The organism is Massilia solisilvae, from assembly GCF_024753215.1.
GTDB lineage: Bacteria > Pseudomonadota > Gammaproteobacteria > Burkholderiales > Burkholderiaceae_D > Telluria > Telluria solisilvae.
Map to the genome: position 1 here is coordinate 85,040 of NZ_JANUGV010000002.1, position 16,615 is coordinate 101,654.

Below are 16,615 nucleotides of genomic sequence, written 5' to 3' on the forward strand. Positions count from 1 at the left end.
AGTCCCGCCGCTGGTGCGGCGCGCCGCATCATTTTCGCGCAGGCTGCACCGCCATGAAGCGCGGCCTGTCCCGCCAGGCGCCCGCTTCCCTGTGCACGTTGGCTGGCACGCCTCTTGCAACTACCGCTGTCGGATCAACGGCGATCCCTTACATTTCATAGCCGGTCCAACGGCGGACCGGCACAGGACAACGGCGTCCGCATTCCCCGGCCAATCACTGGCCCTGGCATGCGGACGCCTTTTTGTTTTTCCGAAGGGATGACACATGGCCAGCAAAGCAAACCGCATCGCGCTCTTCTCGTTCAGCACGCCACAGATGCGTGCCTTCCACCTTTCGTGGGTCGCATTTTTCGTCTGCTTCTTCGCCTGGTTCGCCTGCGCGCCGCTCATGCCGGTGATCAAAGGCGAGCTGGCGCTCTCGCCGGACCAGGTGGCGAACATCAATATCGCGGCAGTCGCGATCACCATCCTGGTGCGGCTCGCGATCGGCCCTTTGTGCGACCGCTTCGGTCCGCGCAAGGCCTACACCGCGCTGTTGCTGCTCGGCGCGATTCCGGTGTTCGGCGTCGCGCTGGCGCAGAGCTACGAGAGCTTCCTGCTGTTCAGGCTCGGCATCGGCGCCATCGGCGCGAGCTTCGTGATCACGCAGTACCACACCTCGGTGATGTTCGCGCCCAAGGTGGTCGGCACCGCCAACGCGGCCAGCGCGGGCTGGGGCAACAGCGGCGGCGGCACCACGCAAGCCGTGATGCCGCTGCTGTTCAGCGCGCTGGTGATGCTGGGCGTGAGCGAGAGCATGGGCTGGCGCCTGGCGCTGCTGGTGCCGGGCGTGATGATGCTGCTGACCGCTGCGGCCTACTGGCGCTTCACCCAGGATTGCCCGGACGGTAACTACGATGCGCTGCGCGCGGCCGGGGTTCCCATCGAATCGGGCGGCAAGGGCGGCTGGGCCAGCTTCAAATCTGCCTGCGCCAACCACCGCGCGTGGCTGCTGTTCGTCACCTATGGCGCCTGCTTCGGCATTGAACTGTTCATCCACAACATCGCGGCCACGTACTACGTCGATCACTACGGTCTGTCGCTGAAAGCGGCCGGCATGGCGGTCGGCGCATTCGGCCTGCTGGCGCTGTTTGCCCGCGCACTCGGCGGCTGGGTATCGGACAAGGCGGCTGCCAGCGGAGACCTGAACAGCCGGGTGACGGTGCTGTTCGCGCTGATGCTCGGCGAAGGGCTTGGCCTGCTGTGGTTCGCCAATGCGGGCGCGGTGGACGCAGCCGTGGCGGCGATGCTGTTCTTTGGCCTGTTCACCCACATGGCGTGCGGCGCGACCTATGCGCTGGTGCCCTTCATCGAGCCCAAGGCCCTGGGCGGAGTGGCCGGCATCGTCGGCGCCGGCGGCAACGTGGGCGCGGTGCTGGCCGGGTTCCTGATGAAAGGGACGGGTGACCTGCACCGCACGCTGCTGGTGCTGGGCGCGCTGGTGCTGGCATCCAGCCTGTGCGCGCTGGCCGCACGCTTTTCCGTCCGTGCCGGCGAGGCCGCCGGCGCGCCGTCCACGGCAGTCTAGGAGGCCCGCCATGAAAGTCATCGTCATCGGCCACGGCATGGTCGGCCACAAATTCGTCGAAACGCTGGCCTCGGGCATGCCGGGCGCGCAGCTTACCGTGCTGTGCGAGGAAGCGCGTCCCGCTTACGATCGCGTGCATCTGTCGGAATATTTTTCGGGCAGGTCGGCGGACGAGCTGACGCTGGTCGCGCCCGGATTCTTCGAACGCCACAATATCGAGCTCAAGCTCAATGCGCGGGCTGCAGCCATCGACCGCGTGACCAAAACAGTGCGGCTGGCCAGCGGCGAGCTGCTCGGGTACGACAAGCTGGTGTTGGCAACGGGCTCATCGCCCTTTGTTCCGCCGATCCCGGGGCGCGAGCGTGCCGACTGCTTTGTCTACCGGACCATCGAAGACCTGGAGGCGATGCAGGAGTGCGGCAATCGCTCGCGCTCGGGCGTGGTGGTGGGCGGCGGGTTGCTCGGGCTGGAATGCGCCAAGGCGCTGCGCGACATGGGCCTGACGGCGCACGTGGTTGAATTTGCGCCGCAGCTGATGGCCGTGCAGGTGGACGAACCCGGCGCACGGGTGCTGCGCGGCCGTATCGAAGAGCTGGGCGTGACTGTCCACACGCACAAGAACACGCAGGAGATCGTCGATGGCGAACAGGCGCGGCACCGGATGCGATTTGCGGACGGCTCGCACCTGGATACCGACATGATCGTTTTCTCGGCCGGCATTCGCCCGCGCGACGAGCTGGCGCGCTCCGCCGGGCTTGCGACCGGGCCGCGGGGCGGGGTGGCGATCGACGACCGTTGCCTCACGTCCGACCCGGACATCTACGCCATCGGCGAATGCGCCGCCTGGAACGGCCAGCTCTTCGGGCTGGTGGCGCCCGGCTACGACATGGCGCGCACCGCCGCGCGCCACCTGGCTGGCCAGGCGGCCGCCTTCACCGGGGCGGACCTGTCCACCAAACTCAAGCTGCTGGGCGTGGACGTGGCCAGCATCGGCGACGCGCATGGCAGCACGCCGGACAGCCGCAGCTACCAGTTACTCGACGAGCGCAAGCAGGTGTACAAGAAGATCGTGGTGTCCGGCTGCGGCAAGCGGCTGCTGGGCGCGGTGCTGGTGGGCGACGCTGGCGAGTACGGCACGCTGTTGCAGGCCATGCTGAACCAGACCGAGCTGCCGGAGTCGCCCGAGTTCATGATCCTGCCGCAGGCGGACGGCAAGGCCCGGCCGGCGCTCGGCGTGGCGGCGCTGCCGGCGACGGCGCAGGTCTGTTCGTGCAACGATGTCTCCAAGGGGGCGCTGTGCGCGGCGGTGGCGGACGGAGCGACGACGCTCGCCGCGCTCAAGGCCGCCACCTGCGCCGGCACCACTTGCGGCGGCTGCGTGCCGCTGGTGACGCAGGTGCTCAACGCCGAGCTGGAAAAGCAGGGCGTGGCCGTGTCCAACCACATCTGTGAGCACTTCCCGTACTCGCGGCAGGAGCTGTTTCACCTGGTGCGTGTCGGGCGCATCCGCACCTTCGCCGAACTGCTGTCCAGGCACGGGAATGGCCTGGGCTGCGAGATCTGCAAGCCCACCGCCGCCAACATCCTGGCCTCGACCTGGAACGATTTCGTGCTCAAGCCCGAGCACGCGGGCCTGCAGGACACGAACGACTACTTCCTCGGGAACATCCAGAAAGACGGGACGTATTCGGTGGTTCCGCGCATGCCGGGTGGCGAGGTCACGGCCGACGGACTGATCGCAGTGGGCCAGGTCGCCCGCAAGTACGGGCTGTACACCAAGATCACCGGCGGCCAGCGCATCGACCTGTTCGGCGCGCGGCTCGAGCAGCTGCCGCAGATCTGGGAAGAGCTGATCGCGGCCGGGTTCGAGTCCGGCCACGCCTACGGCAAGGCGCTGCGTACGGTGAAGTCGTGCGTGGGCTCGACCTGGTGCCGCTACGGCGTAGGCGACAGCGTGGGCTTTGCGATCGCGCTGGAGAACCGCTACAAGGGCTTGCGCACGCCGCACAAGGTGAAGTTCGGCGTATCCGGCTGCACCCGCGAGTGCGCCGAGGCGCAGGGCAAGGACGTCGGCCTGATTGCCACCGACAAGGGCTGGAACCTGTACGTGTGCGGCAACGGCGGCATGAAGCCGCGCCATGCCGAGCTGCTGGCCTCCAATCTCACCGAGGATCAGGTCGTGCAGCTGGTGGACCGCTTCCTGATGTTCTACGTGCGCACCGCCGACCGCCTGCAGCGCACCAGCACCTGGCGCGAGAACCTGGAGGGCGGGCTGGATTACCTGAAGCAGGTGGTGGTCGAGGACAAGCTGGGGATCGCGGCGGAGCTGGAAGCGGACATGCAGCACGTCGTGGACACCTATGTCTGCGAGTGGAAGCACGCCGTGACCGATCCGGCCACGCGCAAGCGCTTCCGCCACTTCGTCAACAGCGATGCGACGGACGCCAACGTGGTGTTCATGCCGGAGCGCGGGCAGGTACGCCCGGCCACGCCGGAGGAGCGCCAGCGCCGCATCATCCCCATCGCCGCACGTTCGGCCTGAATCGAAAGGAGAACAGCTCATGCATCGCGATTTTCAACTGGACCAGTGGACTCCCGTCTGTCTGCTCGAGGACATCGTTCCCGATACCGGCGTGTGCGCGCTGCTCAATGGCGAGCAGGTCGCCGTGTTCCGCGTCGGGCGCGGCGAGCCGGACGTTTTTGCGATCGCCAATTACGACCCGAACGCGCATGCGGCGGTGCTCTCGCGCGGGATCGTCGGCAGCCTGGGCGAGCGCGTGGTGGTGGCCTCGCCGATCTACAAGCAGCACTTCGACCTGCGCACCGGAGAATGCCTGGAGGCGCCGGAACGCTCGGTTGCCAGCTACCCGGCGCGCGTGGCGGACGGAATGGTGTGGGTAGCGGCATGAAGCCGGCGCTGGTGGTCGTCGGCAACGGCATGGCCGGCATGCGCACGGTCGAGGAACTGCTCAAGATCGCGCCGCACGCCTACGACATCACTGTGTTCGGCGCCGAGCCGCACGGGAACTACAACCGCATCCTGCTTTCGCCCGTGCTGTCCGGAGAAAAGACGGTGGACGACATCATGCTGCACCGGCGCGAATGGTACCGCCAGCATGGCATCACGCTGTTCGCCGGCGACCCGGTGGTGCGGATCGACCGCGGCAACCGCACGGTGCACGCCGCATCGGGCCTGGCGGTGCGCTATGACAGGCTGCTGCTTGCAACCGGTTCCACACCCTTCATCGTGCCGGTGCCCGGGCATGCGCTCGAAGGCGTCATCGGTTTTCGCGACCTGGGCGACGTGGACACGATGCTCGCTGCCGCCAGCCAGGGCGGGCAGGCGGTGGTGATCGGCGGCGGGCTGCTGGGGCTGGAGGCGGCCAGCGGACTGGCGCGGCGCGGCATGCAAGTGACCGTGCTCCACGTTACCGACAGCCTGATGAACCAGCAGCTGGACCGTCAGGCCAGCGCGCTGCTCAAGACGGCACTGGAGCGCAAGGGCATTCGCATCCTGCTCGGCGCGCAGACAGCCGCGATCGCAGGCGAGGAACGCGCGCAGGCGGTGCGCCTGGCCGACGGCCGCGAGATTGCGGCCGACCTGGTCGTCATGGCCGCCGGCGTACGCCCGAACATCGGGCTTGCGCGCGACGCCCGCCTGTACTGCGAGCGCGCGATCGTGGTGGACGACACCATGCAGACCTACGACCCGCGCATCTATGCCGTTGGCGAATGCGTGCAGCACCGGCGCGCCACCTTCGGCCTGGTGGCGCCGATCTGGGACCAGGCGCGCGTGTGCGCGGCGCACCTGGCGGGAGCGGGGCATCGGCGCTACGTGCAACAGCCGACTGCCACCCGGCTCAAGGTGACCGGCGTCGAGCTGTTCTCGGCCGGCGACATCGTTGGCGGCGACGGCAGCGAGGACCTGGTGCTGCGCGACCGTGGAGCGGGCGTGTACAAGCGCCTCGTGCTCAGTGGCGGCCGGCTGGCCGGCGCCGTGCTGTACGGAGACGTGCAGGACGGCCCGTGGTATTTCGACCTGATCCAGCAGCGCGCCGATGTTTCATCGATGCGCGACACCCTGTTGTTCGGCCGTGCGCTGTGCGCCGCCTGACGAGGAGCCCATCTTGAAGTTGTCGACCATTCCGCTGGCGGTGCGCACCACCTGTCCCTATTGTGGCGTTGGCTGCGGCGTGACCGCAATGGCGCAGCCGGACGGCTCGCTTGCCATCGCCGGCGATACAGAGCACGAGGCCAACCGCGGCCGGCTGTGCGTGAAGGGCGCGGCGCTGGGCGAAACGCTGGGGCTGGATGGACGCCTGCTGCAGCCCGCGCTGCGCGAGCGCGGCCAGTTGCGCGATGCGAGCTGGGACGAGGCGCTGGACCGTGTGGCCGCCGGCTTCGCGCGCGCGATCGCGCAGCACGGGCCTGACTCGGTGGCGCTGTACGTGTCGGGGCAGATGCTGACCGAGGACTACTACGTCGCCAACAAGCTGATGAAGGGCTACATCGGCAGCGCGAATATCGACACCAATTCGCGCCTGTGCATGTCGTCCAGCGTGGCCGGGCACAAGCGCGCGTTCGGCGAGGACATCGTCCCCGGCTGTTATGAAGATTTTGAACTGGCCGACATGGTCGTGCTGACCGGATCGAATACGGCCTGGTGCCACCCGACGCTGTTCCAGCGCCTGGTGCGTGCCCGTGAATTGCGGCCGCAGATGAAAATCGTGGTGATCGATCCGCGCCGCACCGCGACGGTGGAACTGGCCGACATGCACCTGCCGATCAAGCCCGGCAGCGACGCCTGGCTGTTCAATGGCCTGCTGTGCCACCTGGCGCGGCAGGGAAGGGCGGACCGGGACTTCATCGCCGCGCACACCGAAGGGCTGGACGAGGCGCTGGCGGCGGCGCACGACACCTGCGGCGACCTGCAGGCGGTCGCGCGTGCATGCCGTGTCGATCCCGCGCTGCTGCTTGCCTTCTACGATGCCTTCGCCGCGACCACCAAGGTAGTCACGGCATACTCTCAGGGCATCAACCAGTCGTCCTCCGGCACCGACAAGGTCAACAGCATCATCAACTGCCACCTGCTGACTGGCCGCATCGGCAAGCCGGGCATGGGCCCGTTCTCGCTGACGGGGCAGCCGAACGCCATGGGCGGGCGCGAGGTCGGCGGCCTGGCCAACATGCTGGCGGCGCACATGGAGCTGGAGGACCCGGCGCAGCGCGCGGCGGTGCAGACGTTCTGGAATGCCCCGCGCATCGCGCAGCGGCCCGGGCTGAAGGCGGTGGACCTGTTCCGGGCAGTGGAAGAGGGCCGGATCAAGGCGTTATGGATCATTGCCACCAATCCGGTGGTGAGCCTGCCCGACGCCGACCAGGCCAGGCGCGCGCTGGCCAAATGCGATCTGGTGGTGGTCTCGGACATTGTGGCCGGCACCGACACCAACGCCTATGCCGACGTGCTGCTGCCGGCACTCGGCTGGGGTGAGAAAGACGGCACCGTGACCAACTCGGAACGGCGCATTTCGCGCCAGCGTTCCTTTCTGCCCGCGCCCGGTGCGGCGCGCGCCGACTGGCAGGTGCTGTGCGATGTGGCGCGGCGCATGGGCTTTGGCGGCTTCGATTACCAGTCCGTGCACGAGATCTTCGATGAGCACGCGCGGCTGTCTGCGTGGCGTAATGAAGGCGCCACGGCACGCATGTTCCGGCTCGACGGGCTGGCCGGCATGAGCAGGCGCGACTACGACGAGCTCGAGCCGATCCAGTGGCCGGTCACGCGTGGAAAAGATGGCAAGCCGCGTGGCGCCGCGCGGCTGTTCGGCGACGGCCGCTTTGCGCGACCGTCCGGCCGCGCGCGCCTTGTTCCGGTGCTGCCCCGTGGCCCAGCCAATCTGCCAGGCGATGACTACCCCCTGGCGCTCAACACCGGCCGCGTGCGTGACCAGTGGCACACCATGACGCGCACCGGCAAGTCACCGCGACTGGCCGGCCACGTGCCCGAGCCGTTCATCGACATGCATCCGCAGGACGCGCTGTTGTACGGCGTGCGCGAAGGCGAGCTGGCGCGGGTGACGAGCTGTTGGGGCGCGATGGTCGCGCGGGTCGCGCATGGCGGCGGTATTGCGCGCGGCAGCCTGTTCGTGCCGATTCACTGGAGCGGCCAGACGGCCGCGCACGCGCGCGTCGGCGCAGTGGTGAACCCGGCGGTGGACCCGTTGTCCGGCGAGCCCGAGTTCAAGCACACGCCTGTGCGTGTGGAACCGTTCGGCGTGGCGTGGCATGGCTTCATCCTGAGCCGGCGCGCGCTTGCGCTCGAGCGCGCGGCCAACTGGACCCGCATCGAGGGCGCAAGCGCGCACCGCTACGAGCTGGCCGGGCGCCAGCCGGTTGCGCTTGCACCCGGCTGGGCCCGCGAGCTGCTCGAAGCGGTCGACGAGGACGCCGACTGGCTCGAGTACGAAGACCAGGGCGCGGGCCTGTACCGTGCCGCGCACCTGGTCGATGGACGGATCGAGGCCTGCCTGTTCGTCTCGCGCCTGCCCGCACTGCAGTCGCGCGCATGGCTGGCCGCCCTGTTCGGACAGGAGCGCCTGTCGGCGCAGGACCGCGCGGACCTGCTGGCGGGGTGTGGGCGGGCGGGCGCCAGCGACACTGGGCCGACGGTATGCTCGTGCTTCGGCGTCGGCCGGGCCACGATCTGCAAGGCCATCAGCGAACATAAGCTGGTGGATGTGGCGGGCGTGACCGCCTGCGTCAAAGCGGGCGGCAATTGCGGCTCTTGCGTGCCGGAGATACGGCAGCTGCTGGCAGACGTCGCGCTTGCGGCAAAGTGAGACAGAAAAAGGCGCTGTCCGTTAAGTGTGGACCTGAGCACGTCGTCCCCGCGGAGGCGGGGACCCATACTGAGCACCCTGTCGCGCGGCACGCTCGACAGCCGCAGGGACGCAAACTAAGCATGGGTTCCCGCCTCCGCGGGAACGACGTATTTGTGTCAACACTTAACGCAGACAGCGCCAAGAAAAAAGCCAGATCACCTTGCGGTTGATCTGGCTTTTTTGTATTCGGTGGTCGGGGTGAGAGGATTCGAACCTCCGGCCTCTACGTCCCGAACGTAGCGCTCTACCGGGCTAAGCTACACCCCGACTGGTTTGAGATTTTGGCGTTTGCCTCAATCTCGGGAAGGCATAACTATAAGGGCTCTAGTGGTTCCTGTCAACTGCAAAACTGCAGAGCTGCAGGAGACTTTGCTTGTATTCGCTCTCGGGCAGGTCGGCGATTGCGCTGGCTGCGCGCTCGGCGGCCACGATCGCTTCGCGGCGCGTGTAGTCCAGCGCGCCGCTCGAGGTCACGGCTGCCAGCACCGCGTCGAAGTGCTGCTCGTCGCCGTTCTCGATGCAGCTGCGTACCAGTTCGCGCTGTTCCGGCGTGCCATACTCCATCAGGTAAATCAGCGGCAGCGTCGGCTTGCCTTCGCGCAGGTCGTCGCCGACGTTCTTGCCGATCTCGGCAGCGTCGCCGGCGTAGTCGAGCACGTCGTCGATCAGCTGGAACGCGGTGCCCAGCGAGCGGCCGTATTCACCGGCTGCCTCGATCTGCGCGTCGTTCGCGCCCGCCACCAGTGCACCCAGCTGGGCCGCGGCCTCGAACAGCTTGGCGGTCTTGGAGCGGATCACCGTCAGGTAGCTTTCCTGGGTCACGTCCGGGTCGTGCATGTTCAGCAGTTGCAGCACTTCGCCTTCCGCGATCACGTTGGTGGCGTCGGACAGGATTTGCATCACGCGCATGTTGTTCAGGCCGACCATCATCTGGAACGAGCGCGAATACAGGAAGTCGCCGACCAGCACCGAGGCAGCGTTGCCGAACATCGCGTTGGCGGTCTGGCGCCCGCGCCGCATCGACGACTCGTCCACCACGTCGTCGTGCAGCAGGGTCGCGGTGTGGATGAATTCGACCACCGCCGCCAGCTCGTGGTGCGCGGTGCCGCGGTAGCCGTAGGCGTTGGCCAGCAGCAGCACCAGCACCGGCCGGATGCGCTTGCCGCCGGCACTGATGATGTACTCGGCGATCTGGTTCACCAGGCTCACTTCGGAGTGCAGCCGCAGGCGGATCACCCGGTTGACGGCCTCCATGTCCGAGACGATGGCGCGGGCGATGTTATTCTGTTGGGCGGTGGGGGTAGCGGCGGACAAGGCGGAAACCTGCAATGGTCGTTAAGCGAGTTAAGTGCGCGATTATACGACATGCAAGCAAAAACAGCCCGGTCCAGCTTGCAGGTCCCACAGAGCGGACCGACCCCGGTCCGTTGCCGCCAAACCACGCCCCCGGCGCCTTGAACCGGCCTTTTGACCCGGCGGGCCGTTCCATGTATAATCGTGTGTTCTCCCGGCTGTACCCACGCTCGACGAGGATGTCGCCGAGGGGATTCTTTTAAACAATTGATGAGGTTTCAAATCATGTACGCGGTCATAAAAACCGGTGGCAAGCAATACAAAGTTGTCGCTGGCGAAAAACTCAAAGTAGAACAGATACCGGCAGACATTGGTTCCGAAATCACTATCGACCAGGTTCTCGCAGTGGGCGAGGGCGAGAGCATCAAATTTGGTGCTCCGCTGGTGGAAGGTGCTTCGGTTCGCGTGACTGTGGTGTCGCACGGTCGTCACGACAAAGTGCGTATCTTCAAGATGCGTCGTCGTAAGCACTACCAAAAGCGTCAGGGCCATCGCCAGAACTACACCGAAATCCAAGTGGTAGCGATCAACGGCTAATTGCCGCCGGTCCCCAAAGTCATTCAAAGGAGCATCTAAATGGCACACAAAAAAGGCGGCGGTACTACTCGCAACGGCCGTGACTCAGAAAGCAAACGCCTTGGCGTGAAAGTCTACGGCGGCCAGGCAATCAACGCCGGCAGCATCATCGTGCGTCAGCGCGGCACCACCGTGCGTCCGGGCACCAACGTCGGCATGGGCAAGGATCACACCCTGTTCGCGCTGACCGACGGCACCGTGAAATTCGTCAAGCAAGGCGTGGGCTCGAAGCAGTACGTCACCGTCGTTGCCAACGAAGCGGTAGCAGCGTAATTCACGCACGCGCTGCCCAGCAGCGCAAGTTGTAAGGCGCAAGCCTTTCAATCCAAGGCTCTGCCCCCCGGTAGGGCCTTTCGTTTTTTTGGCGGTCACAACATGAAGTTTATTGACGAAGCAAGAATTGAAGTCATTGCCGGAGACGGCGGCAACGGCTGCGCGTCGTTCCGGCGCGAGAAGTTCCGGCCGTTCGGTGGTCCTGACGGCGGCGATGGCGGCAAGGGCGGCTCGATTTATGTTGTGGCCGATCGCAACATCAACACCCTGGTCGATTTCCGCTTCGCCAAGACCCACCTGGCGCGCAACGGTGAATCGGGCCGCGGCTCGGACTGCTACGGCAAGGGCGCGGAAGACGTGTATCTGCGCATGCCGGTCGGCACCCTGATCGTGGACAACATCAACGGCGAGATCATCGCCGACCTGACCCAGCACGGCCAGACCGAGCTGCTGGCCAAGGGCGGCGAGGGCGGCTGGGGCAACATCCACTTCAAGACCTCGACCAACCGCGCGCCGCGCCAGAAGACCGACGGCAAGCCGGGCGAGCGCCGCGAGCTGCGGCTGGAGCTGAAGGTGCTGGCCGACGTGGGCCTGCTGGGCATGCCGAACGCGGGCAAATCTACTTTTATTACGGCCGTCTCCAACGCGCGCCCGAAGATCGCCGACTACCCGTTCACCACGCTGCACCCGAACCTGGGCGTGGTGCGCGTGTCGCACGAGAAGAGCTTCGTGATCGCGGACATCCCGGGCCTGATCGAAGGCGCGGCCGAGGGCGCCGGCCTGGGGCACCAGTTCCTGCGCCACCTGTCGCGCACGGGCCTGTTGCTGCACATCGTGGACCTGGCCCCGTTCGAGCCGACCGTGGACCCGGTCAAGGAAGCGAAGGCGCTGGTCAAGGAGCTCGAAAAATACGACCAGGAGCTGGTGGACAAGCCGCGCTGGCTGGTGCTCAACAAGCTGGACATGGTGCCGGCCGAGGAGCGCGCCAAGCGCGTGAAGGACTTCGTCAAGCGCATGGCGTGGAAGGGCCCCGTGTTCGAGATTTCGGCGCTCAACCGCGAAGGCTGCCAGGACCTGGTCAACGCAATCTACAAATACCTGGAAGAGAAGCGCGCGCTCGAGCACCGCTCCGAAGAGACGCAGATGACCGAGGAGGCGCAGGGCATCCTGTCGATCGATCCGGACGACCCTCGCTTCAAGATCCTCGAAGAGTAAGTGGCGGCGGCGATCATCACCCGTTGGTCGCTGCGCAGCCAGCTTCTGAAGCTGGTTGCCACTGCAAGCTCGCTGGCCGCGCTCATGGCCATGCTCGACCCTGACCGCGTCGCAGCGGCCATGGGCCTGTTCCTCGTTGGCGTGAACGGCTACAGCCAGTTCTACGCCATCTACGTCGGTATGCGACTGGCTACCGCGTATCTCGCACTGCAGGCGTCCAAACCGGACGCCCCCTCGGTGCTCGGCGACGTTACCGCGTTGTTCCTCCTCGCTCAACCTGTCGGGCGCTTCGTCGCGGCTTTCGCGATCGGGCTGCCCACCGGGTTATTATTAGCCGTATGCGGAGTCGAACTGCTGGCGGGACTTTCCCTGTTGGCGTTGCGCCCGCGTGGGAAAGTGCCGTCTCCATGAAATCCGTCATCCAGCAATCGTCCCGTATCATCGTCAAGGTCGGTTCCTCGCTCGTCACCAACGAGGGCAGGGGCCTGGACCATTCCGCCATCGCGCGCTGGGCCGCGCAAATCGCCGCGCTGCGCGCACTGGGCAAGGAAGTCGTACTGGTCTCGTCCGGCGCCATCGCGGAGGGCATGCTGCGCCTGCAGTTCGGCGCGCGCCCGACCGACATCCACGAGCTGCAGGCCTGCGCCGCGGTGGGCCAGATGGGCCTTGCGCAGATCTACGAAACCAGCTTTCGCGCGCACGACATCGGCACCGCGCAGGTGCTGCTTACGCACGCCGACCTGGCCGACCGCGAGCGCTACCTGAATGCGCGCTCCACGCTCACTACCTTGCTGCGGCTGGGCGTGGTCCCGATCATCAACGAGAACGACACCGTGGTTACGGACGAGATCAAGTTCGGCGACAACGACACGCTAGGCGCGCTGGTTGCCAACCTGATCGAGGCCGACGCGCTGGTGATCCTGACCGACCAGCGCGGCCTGTACTCAAGCGATCCGCGCAAGGACCCGAACGCCTTCCTGATCAAGGAGGCGCAGGCCGGCGACGAGTCGCTCGAAGCGATGGCCGGCGGCGCGGGCAGCAGCATCGGGCGCGGCGGCATGCTGACCAAGGTGCTGGCGGCCAAGCGCGCGGCGCGCTCAGGCGCCCATACCGTGATCGCGTGGGGGCGCGAGGAAGAGGTGCTGGTGCGGCTGGCCGGCGGGGAGGCGATCGGCACCCAGCTGACCGCGCCCACCGCACGCCTGACCGCGCGCCGTCAGTGGATGATCGACCACCTGCACACCTCGGGCGAAGTGGTGCTGGACGCGGGTGCGGTGCAAAAGCTCACGCAGGAGGGCAAGTCCCTGCTGCCGATCGGCGTGATCGCGGTGCACGGCCAGTTCCGGCGCGGCGAGGTGATCACCTGCGTCGACGAGAACGGCAGGGCGGTAGCGCGCGGGCTCACCAACTACACCGGCAGCGAGGTGCGGCGCATCATGCGCCATGCGTCCAGCGAGATCGAGGCGATTCTCGGCTACGTGGAAGGGCCGGAGCTGATCCACCGCGACAATCTGGTTTTGTTATAAACCGTTTAGCTGGTTTCCGTCGAAAGTTCCCCGCGGGCTTGTGCGCCCTGTCGAACCGTGCGCGGTGGATGGCGATATACTGGGTCCATCAACTTCACGATTGGGGTGCGACATGAACGAGCCCGGCGATCGGATCGCAAATCTGGAGGCTGCTGAGGCAAAGACGGCAGAGCGGTTGCTGACGCTGGAACGCGACGCGGGTGTCTTGAAAGCCAGCGGTGCGACAAAAGCGGACATTGCTGAAGCAAAGACCGAAATTCTCGTTAAGGTCGTTGAAACGGAAAGCAAGCTGAGGACCGAGATCCTCCAGGCAGAAAGCAAGCTGAGGACCGAGATCCTCCAGGCAGAAGGCAAGCTGAGGACCGAGGTCGTCCGGGCAGAAGGCAAGCTGAGCAATGAGATCGTTCAGGCTGAGGCGAAGCTGAGTGTGCAGATTGACGGGGTGGCAAACCGGCTGCGGGTAGAGGTCGCCGAAGCGAAGAGCAGCCTGCTCATGTGGGTCGTGACCGCAATCTTCCTCGCACAACTGCTGCCAACGCTATTGAAGCAGCTCGGCGTCGGCTAGGTTACTCGTCCAGCCGCAGCACCATGTGCTCTTCGTCGTAGAAGCGGTCCCCCACGCGCATCGCGCGCGGCTCGACGCCGAAGGACTGGAAGCCGAGTGAGCGATACAAGGCCCGCGCCGCCGGGTTCTCGGTGGCGACGGCGAGCTGGATCTGCAACAAGCCTTCATCGCGCGCGTGGGTGACCAGGCGCTGCATCACTTTCTTCCCGATGCCTTCGCAGCGCCGCTGCGGATCGACCGCAACGCCCCACACTGTGCCGCGGTGCGCAATCTGTTCAAGCTTTTCGCGCCGCAGGCCAGCGATGCCCACCAGCCGGCCGCCATCGAAGGCGCCAAACACGATCTGATGCGGGCCGGGCTCGATGCGCGACTGCACCTGCTCGGCGGTCAGCGCTTCCTCTTCGGCACGGGTAGGCCACAGCGCGAACGGCGCGCTGTCGATGGCCTTGATGCGTAAAGCTTTGAATTGAGCCCAGTTTTCCCTGCCCAGCGTGCAAATCCCCAGTGCGCCCATCGGTGTCGTCTTTCCGTAGAAATAGCGGCCAATGTTTCTGATCGTACATGAACCCGGCAGGCTGCGCCAGAGGCCGGCAGGCGGCTCAGGCTTGCGTGTCAGGCACCAATCCCGGTGGCGGCGGGGTTTTTTGTTTGTACTCGCACAGGTCGGCGATGAGACAGTTCCAGCACTTGGGCTTGCGCGCGACACAGGTGTAGCGGCCATGCAAAATCAGCCAGTGGTGGGCGTCGTGCAGGAACTCCTTGGGCACGACCTTGAGCAGCTTTTGCTCGACCTCGTCCACGTCCTTGCCGGGCGCGATCCTGGTGCGATTGGAAACCCGGAAGATGTGCGTGTCCACGGCAATGGTCGGGTCGCCAAACGCCGTGTTGAGCACCACGTTGGCGGTCTTGCGACCAACGCCGGGCAGCGACTCGAGCGCCTCGCGCGAGTGCGGCACCTGGCCGCCGTACTGGTCCACCAGGATCTGGCAGGTGGCGATGACGTTCTTCGCTTTGTTGTTGTACAGCCCGATGGTCGAGATGTAGCTCTTCAGTTCGTCCAGCCCCAGGTCGAGGATCTGCTGCGGCGTATTTGCCACCGCGTACAGCCGGCGCGTGGCCTTGTTCACGCCCACGTCGGTGGACTGGGCGGACAGCAGCACCGCGATCAGGAGCTCGAACGGCGTCGTGTATTCCAGCTCGGTGGTCGGCTTGGGGTTGGCTTCGCGGAAGCGGCGGAAGATCTCGAGGCGCTTGGCTGGGTTCATCGGCTTTGTCGTGGTGCGAAGATCAGTCTTTTTTCTCGGACGGCGGCGCATTTCCGGCGGCACGCAGCCGCGCGCGTTCCATGGCGGCGGCGATGATCGCGCGCTTGCGCTCCTTTTCCGCCAGTTCCTCTGCCGTGTTGGTCGGCTCGGCCGTCACCGCGCGCATCTTCTCGATCGCCTTCGCGGCCAGGCGGGCATCGTTCTCCTCGCGCTCGCGCTGCAGCCGCGCGTTGCGGAAATCGTGGCGGGCGCGCGCGGCGTCGGCCTGTTCCTGCGTCCACGCGGCCCAGCCGGTCAGTTCACCCGTCACCGGGATCATGCTGATGCAGTCCACCGGGCAGGGCGCCACGCACAGGTCGCAGCCGGTGCACAGGCTCGGCAAAATCGTGTGCATCTGCTTGGCCGCGCCAATGATCGCGTCCACCGGACAGGCCTGGATGCACAGCGTGCAGCCGATGCACAGCGACTCGTCGATGAAGGCGACAGGACGCGCTCGTTCGACGCCGTTGGCGGGGTTGATCGGGATTACCGGACGGCCCGTGAGCGCCGACAGCCGCCGCACCCCTTCGATACCGCCGGGCGGGCACTGGTTGATCGGGGCGTCGCCGCGCGCGATGGCCTCCGCGTACGGACGGCAGGCCGGATAGCCGCATTTGGTGCACTGGGTTTGCGGCAGCAGGTCTTCGATCTGGTCGGCGAGAGTCTTGGTCACGATGGTCGGCGATGCGGTAAAGCAGTCATTATATTAGACGTGCAAGCTGCTGGCCCGCGGCAGCGCCTTTCTGAAGGTAAGTGTCCCATCGAACAGAGGTAGTTGTTGAACGGTGGTCTACTCGAAGCCTGAATGACGCTTGCCGATGAAGGGAGGACAGCATGAGCAAGAAAATTTTCGTGCCGGCGCTGGTCGCCGCAATGCTTTCAAGCAGTGTTTCGGTCATGGCGCAGGAGCGCGGCTATCACAACGAGCGCGACAACAGCTGGCAGCAGCGCGACGAGCGCTACCAGCGCAATGATGAGCGCTACGAGCGCAACGACCAGCGCTACCAGCGCGACGACGATCGCGACCGGCGCGACGCGCGCATGCGAGGCGATCGCCGCGATGAGCGCCACGACGGCGCGCGCGGCGGGTGGGGCCGGACAGAAAGCTTCAGTTCAGGGTACGACGGCTACGGGCCGGACCACGACCTGCACCGTGGCGAGCGGCTGCCGAGCCGTTATCGCACCCACCAGTACGTCGTGGACAACTGGCGCGCGCATCACCTCACGCCGCCGCCGCGCGGACATCGGTGGGTGCAGGTTGGCGCCGACTACGTGCTGGTCGCCGCGGCGACCGGGCTGATCGTGTCGGCGGTCAGCGGACAGTAAAAGCAAGGGCCCGGAGCACCAGCGGGCCCGCC

Annotated in this window: 16 protein-coding genes and 1 tRNA gene; 12 read left to right on the top strand and 5 right to left on the bottom strand. The window is 66.2% G+C overall.

Features of this window, described 5'->3' with window-relative positions; genetic code table 11:
* Positions 1 to 265 precede the first annotated feature (265 nt).
* From NX773_RS08565 to NX773_RS08585, 5 genes are read left to right on the top strand one after another with little or no spacing between them, the layout of a single operon-like run.
* Positions 266 to 1,567: an MFS transporter gene (locus tag NX773_RS08565; protein ID WP_258855939.1), complete on the top strand. Its 1,302-nt coding sequence runs from the start codon at positions 266 to 268 to the stop codon at positions 1,565 to 1,567.
* A gap of 10 nt (positions 1,568 to 1,577) precedes the next feature.
* Positions 1,578 to 4,109, top strand: a complete 2,532-nt coding sequence (nirB, locus tag NX773_RS08570; protein WP_258855940.1) for a nitrite reductase large subunit NirB — start codon at positions 1,578 to 1,580, stop codon at positions 4,107 to 4,109.
* Between the two features lie 19 nt (positions 4,110 to 4,128).
* Entirely contained in the window at positions 4,129 to 4,476 is a 348-nt protein-coding gene (nirD, locus tag NX773_RS08575; RefSeq protein ID WP_258855941.1) for a nitrite reductase small subunit NirD, read from the top strand.
* Positions 4,473 to 5,681, top strand: coding sequence for an NAD(P)/FAD-dependent oxidoreductase (locus NX773_RS08580; protein ID WP_258855942.1), 1,209 nt, complete (start codon positions 4,473 to 4,475; stop codon positions 5,679 to 5,681). The genes nirD and NX773_RS08580 overlap by 4 nt, the downstream gene beginning before the upstream one ends.
* A 13-nt stretch (positions 5,682 to 5,694) precedes the next feature.
* A complete protein-coding gene (locus NX773_RS08585; RefSeq protein ID WP_258855943.1) occupies positions 5,695 to 8,403 on the top strand; it encodes a nitrate reductase in 2,709 nt (902 codons plus the stop codon).
* A gap of 232 nt (positions 8,404 to 8,635) precedes the next feature.
* Here the strand turns inward: NX773_RS08585 and NX773_RS08590 are convergent.
* Both NX773_RS08590 and ispB read right to left on the bottom strand, forming a co-directional pair.
* Positions 8,636 to 8,712, bottom strand: a tRNA-Pro gene (locus tag NX773_RS08590).
* A 57-nt stretch (positions 8,713 to 8,769) separates the two neighbouring features.
* Positions 8,770 to 9,759, bottom strand: a complete 990-nt coding sequence (gene ispB / locus NX773_RS08595; RefSeq protein WP_307728513.1) for an octaprenyl diphosphate synthase — start codon at positions 9,757 to 9,759, stop codon at positions 8,770 to 8,772.
* Positions 9,760 to 10,023: 264 nt separating this feature from the next.
* On the opposite strand from ispB, the gene rplU reads away from it, so the two are divergent.
* The 6 genes from rplU (at position 10,024) to NX773_RS08625 (ending at position 13,953) form a co-directional block, all read left to right on the top strand.
* Complete coding sequence (rplU, locus tag NX773_RS08600) at positions 10,024 to 10,335, top strand: 50S ribosomal protein L21 (RefSeq protein ID WP_258824024.1); 312 nt, start codon at positions 10,024 to 10,026, stop codon at positions 10,333 to 10,335.
* Positions 10,336 to 10,374: 39 nt separating this feature from the next.
* Entirely contained in the window at positions 10,375 to 10,647 is a 273-nt protein-coding gene (gene rpmA / locus NX773_RS08605; RefSeq protein WP_258855944.1) for a 50S ribosomal protein L27, read from the top strand.
* A gap of 102 nt (positions 10,648 to 10,749) precedes the next feature.
* Complete coding sequence (cgtA, locus tag NX773_RS08610) at positions 10,750 to 11,862, top strand: Obg family GTPase CgtA (RefSeq protein WP_258855945.1); 1,113 nt, start codon at positions 10,750 to 10,752, stop codon at positions 11,860 to 11,862.
* Complete coding sequence (locus tag NX773_RS08615) at positions 11,863 to 12,273, top strand: hypothetical protein (protein WP_258855946.1); 411 nt, start codon at positions 11,863 to 11,865, stop codon at positions 12,271 to 12,273. It begins immediately after the preceding gene.
* Positions 12,270 to 13,388, top strand: coding sequence for a glutamate 5-kinase (gene proB, locus NX773_RS08620; protein ID WP_258855947.1), 1,119 nt, complete (start codon positions 12,270 to 12,272; stop codon positions 13,386 to 13,388). Before NX773_RS08615 ends, proB begins: the two co-directional genes overlap by 4 nt.
* A 112-nt stretch (positions 13,389 to 13,500) precedes the next feature.
* Positions 13,501 to 13,953 carry a hypothetical protein gene (locus NX773_RS08625; RefSeq protein WP_258855948.1) on the top strand — a complete coding sequence of 151 codons (453 nt, stop codon included), beginning with the start codon at positions 13,501 to 13,503 and terminating at the stop codon, positions 13,951 to 13,953.
* 1 nt (position 13,954) lies between these two features.
* On the opposite strand, the gene NX773_RS08630 is transcribed toward NX773_RS08625, so the two are convergent.
* From NX773_RS08630 to rsxB, 3 genes are all read right to left on the bottom strand, one after another.
* Complete coding sequence (locus NX773_RS08630) at positions 13,955 to 14,467, bottom strand: GNAT family N-acetyltransferase (protein WP_258855949.1); 513 nt, start codon at positions 14,465 to 14,467, stop codon at positions 13,955 to 13,957.
* Between the two features lie 85 nt (positions 14,468 to 14,552).
* Positions 14,553 to 15,218, bottom strand: coding sequence for an endonuclease III (gene nth / locus NX773_RS08635; protein WP_258855950.1), 666 nt, complete (start codon positions 15,216 to 15,218; stop codon positions 14,553 to 14,555).
* 22 nt (positions 15,219 to 15,240) lie between these two features.
* On the bottom strand, positions 15,241 to 15,930 hold the full coding sequence (gene rsxB / locus NX773_RS08640) for an electron transport complex subunit RsxB (protein ID WP_258855951.1): 690 nt from the start codon (positions 15,928 to 15,930) through the stop codon (positions 15,241 to 15,243).
* 161 nt (positions 15,931 to 16,091) lie between these two features.
* Here rsxB and NX773_RS08645 point away from each other — a divergent pair, with 161 nt between their 5' ends.
* On the top strand, positions 16,092 to 16,583 hold the full coding sequence (locus tag NX773_RS08645) for an RcnB family protein (protein ID WP_258855952.1): 492 nt from the start codon (positions 16,092 to 16,094) through the stop codon (positions 16,581 to 16,583).
* Positions 16,584 to 16,615 lie beyond the last annotated feature (32 nt).

Excerpts from the sequence above, each read along its gene's own strand:
- nirB (WP_258855940.1), top strand. The coding sequence starts at position 1,578 with ATGAAAGTCATCGTCATCGGCCACGGCATGGTCGGCCACAAATTCGTC.
- rpmA (WP_258855944.1), top strand. The coding sequence starts at position 10,375 with ATGGCACACAAAAAAGGCGGCGGTACTACTCGCAACGGCCGTGACTCA.
- rplU (WP_258824024.1), top strand. The coding sequence starts at position 10,024 with ATGTACGCGGTCATAAAAACCGGTGGCAAGCAATACAAAGTTGTCGCT.
- NX773_RS08580 (WP_258855942.1), top strand. The coding sequence starts at position 4,473 with ATGAAGCCGGCGCTGGTGGTCGTCGGCAACGGCATGGCCGGCATGCGC.
- NX773_RS08645 (WP_258855952.1), top strand. The coding sequence starts at position 16,092 with ATGAGCAAGAAAATTTTCGTGCCGGCGCTGGTCGCCGCAATGCTTTCA.
- nth (WP_258855950.1), bottom strand. The coding sequence starts at position 15,218 with ATGAACCCAGCCAAGCGCCTCGAGATCTTCCGCCGCTTCCGCGAAGCC.
- NX773_RS08625 (WP_258855948.1), top strand. The coding sequence starts at position 13,501 with ATGAACGAGCCCGGCGATCGGATCGCAAATCTGGAGGCTGCTGAGGCA.
- proB (WP_258855947.1), top strand. The coding sequence starts at position 12,270 with ATGAAATCCGTCATCCAGCAATCGTCCCGTATCATCGTCAAGGTCGGT.
- nirD (WP_258855941.1), top strand. The coding sequence starts at position 4,129 with ATGCATCGCGATTTTCAACTGGACCAGTGGACTCCCGTCTGTCTGCTC.
- NX773_RS08630 (WP_258855949.1), bottom strand. The coding sequence starts at position 14,467 with ATGGGCGCACTGGGGATTTGCACGCTGGGCAGGGAAAACTGGGCTCAA.
- NX773_RS08565 (WP_258855939.1), top strand. The coding sequence starts at position 266 with ATGGCCAGCAAAGCAAACCGCATCGCGCTCTTCTCGTTCAGCACGCCA.
- cgtA (WP_258855945.1), top strand. The coding sequence starts at position 10,750 with ATGAAGTTTATTGACGAAGCAAGAATTGAAGTCATTGCCGGAGACGGC.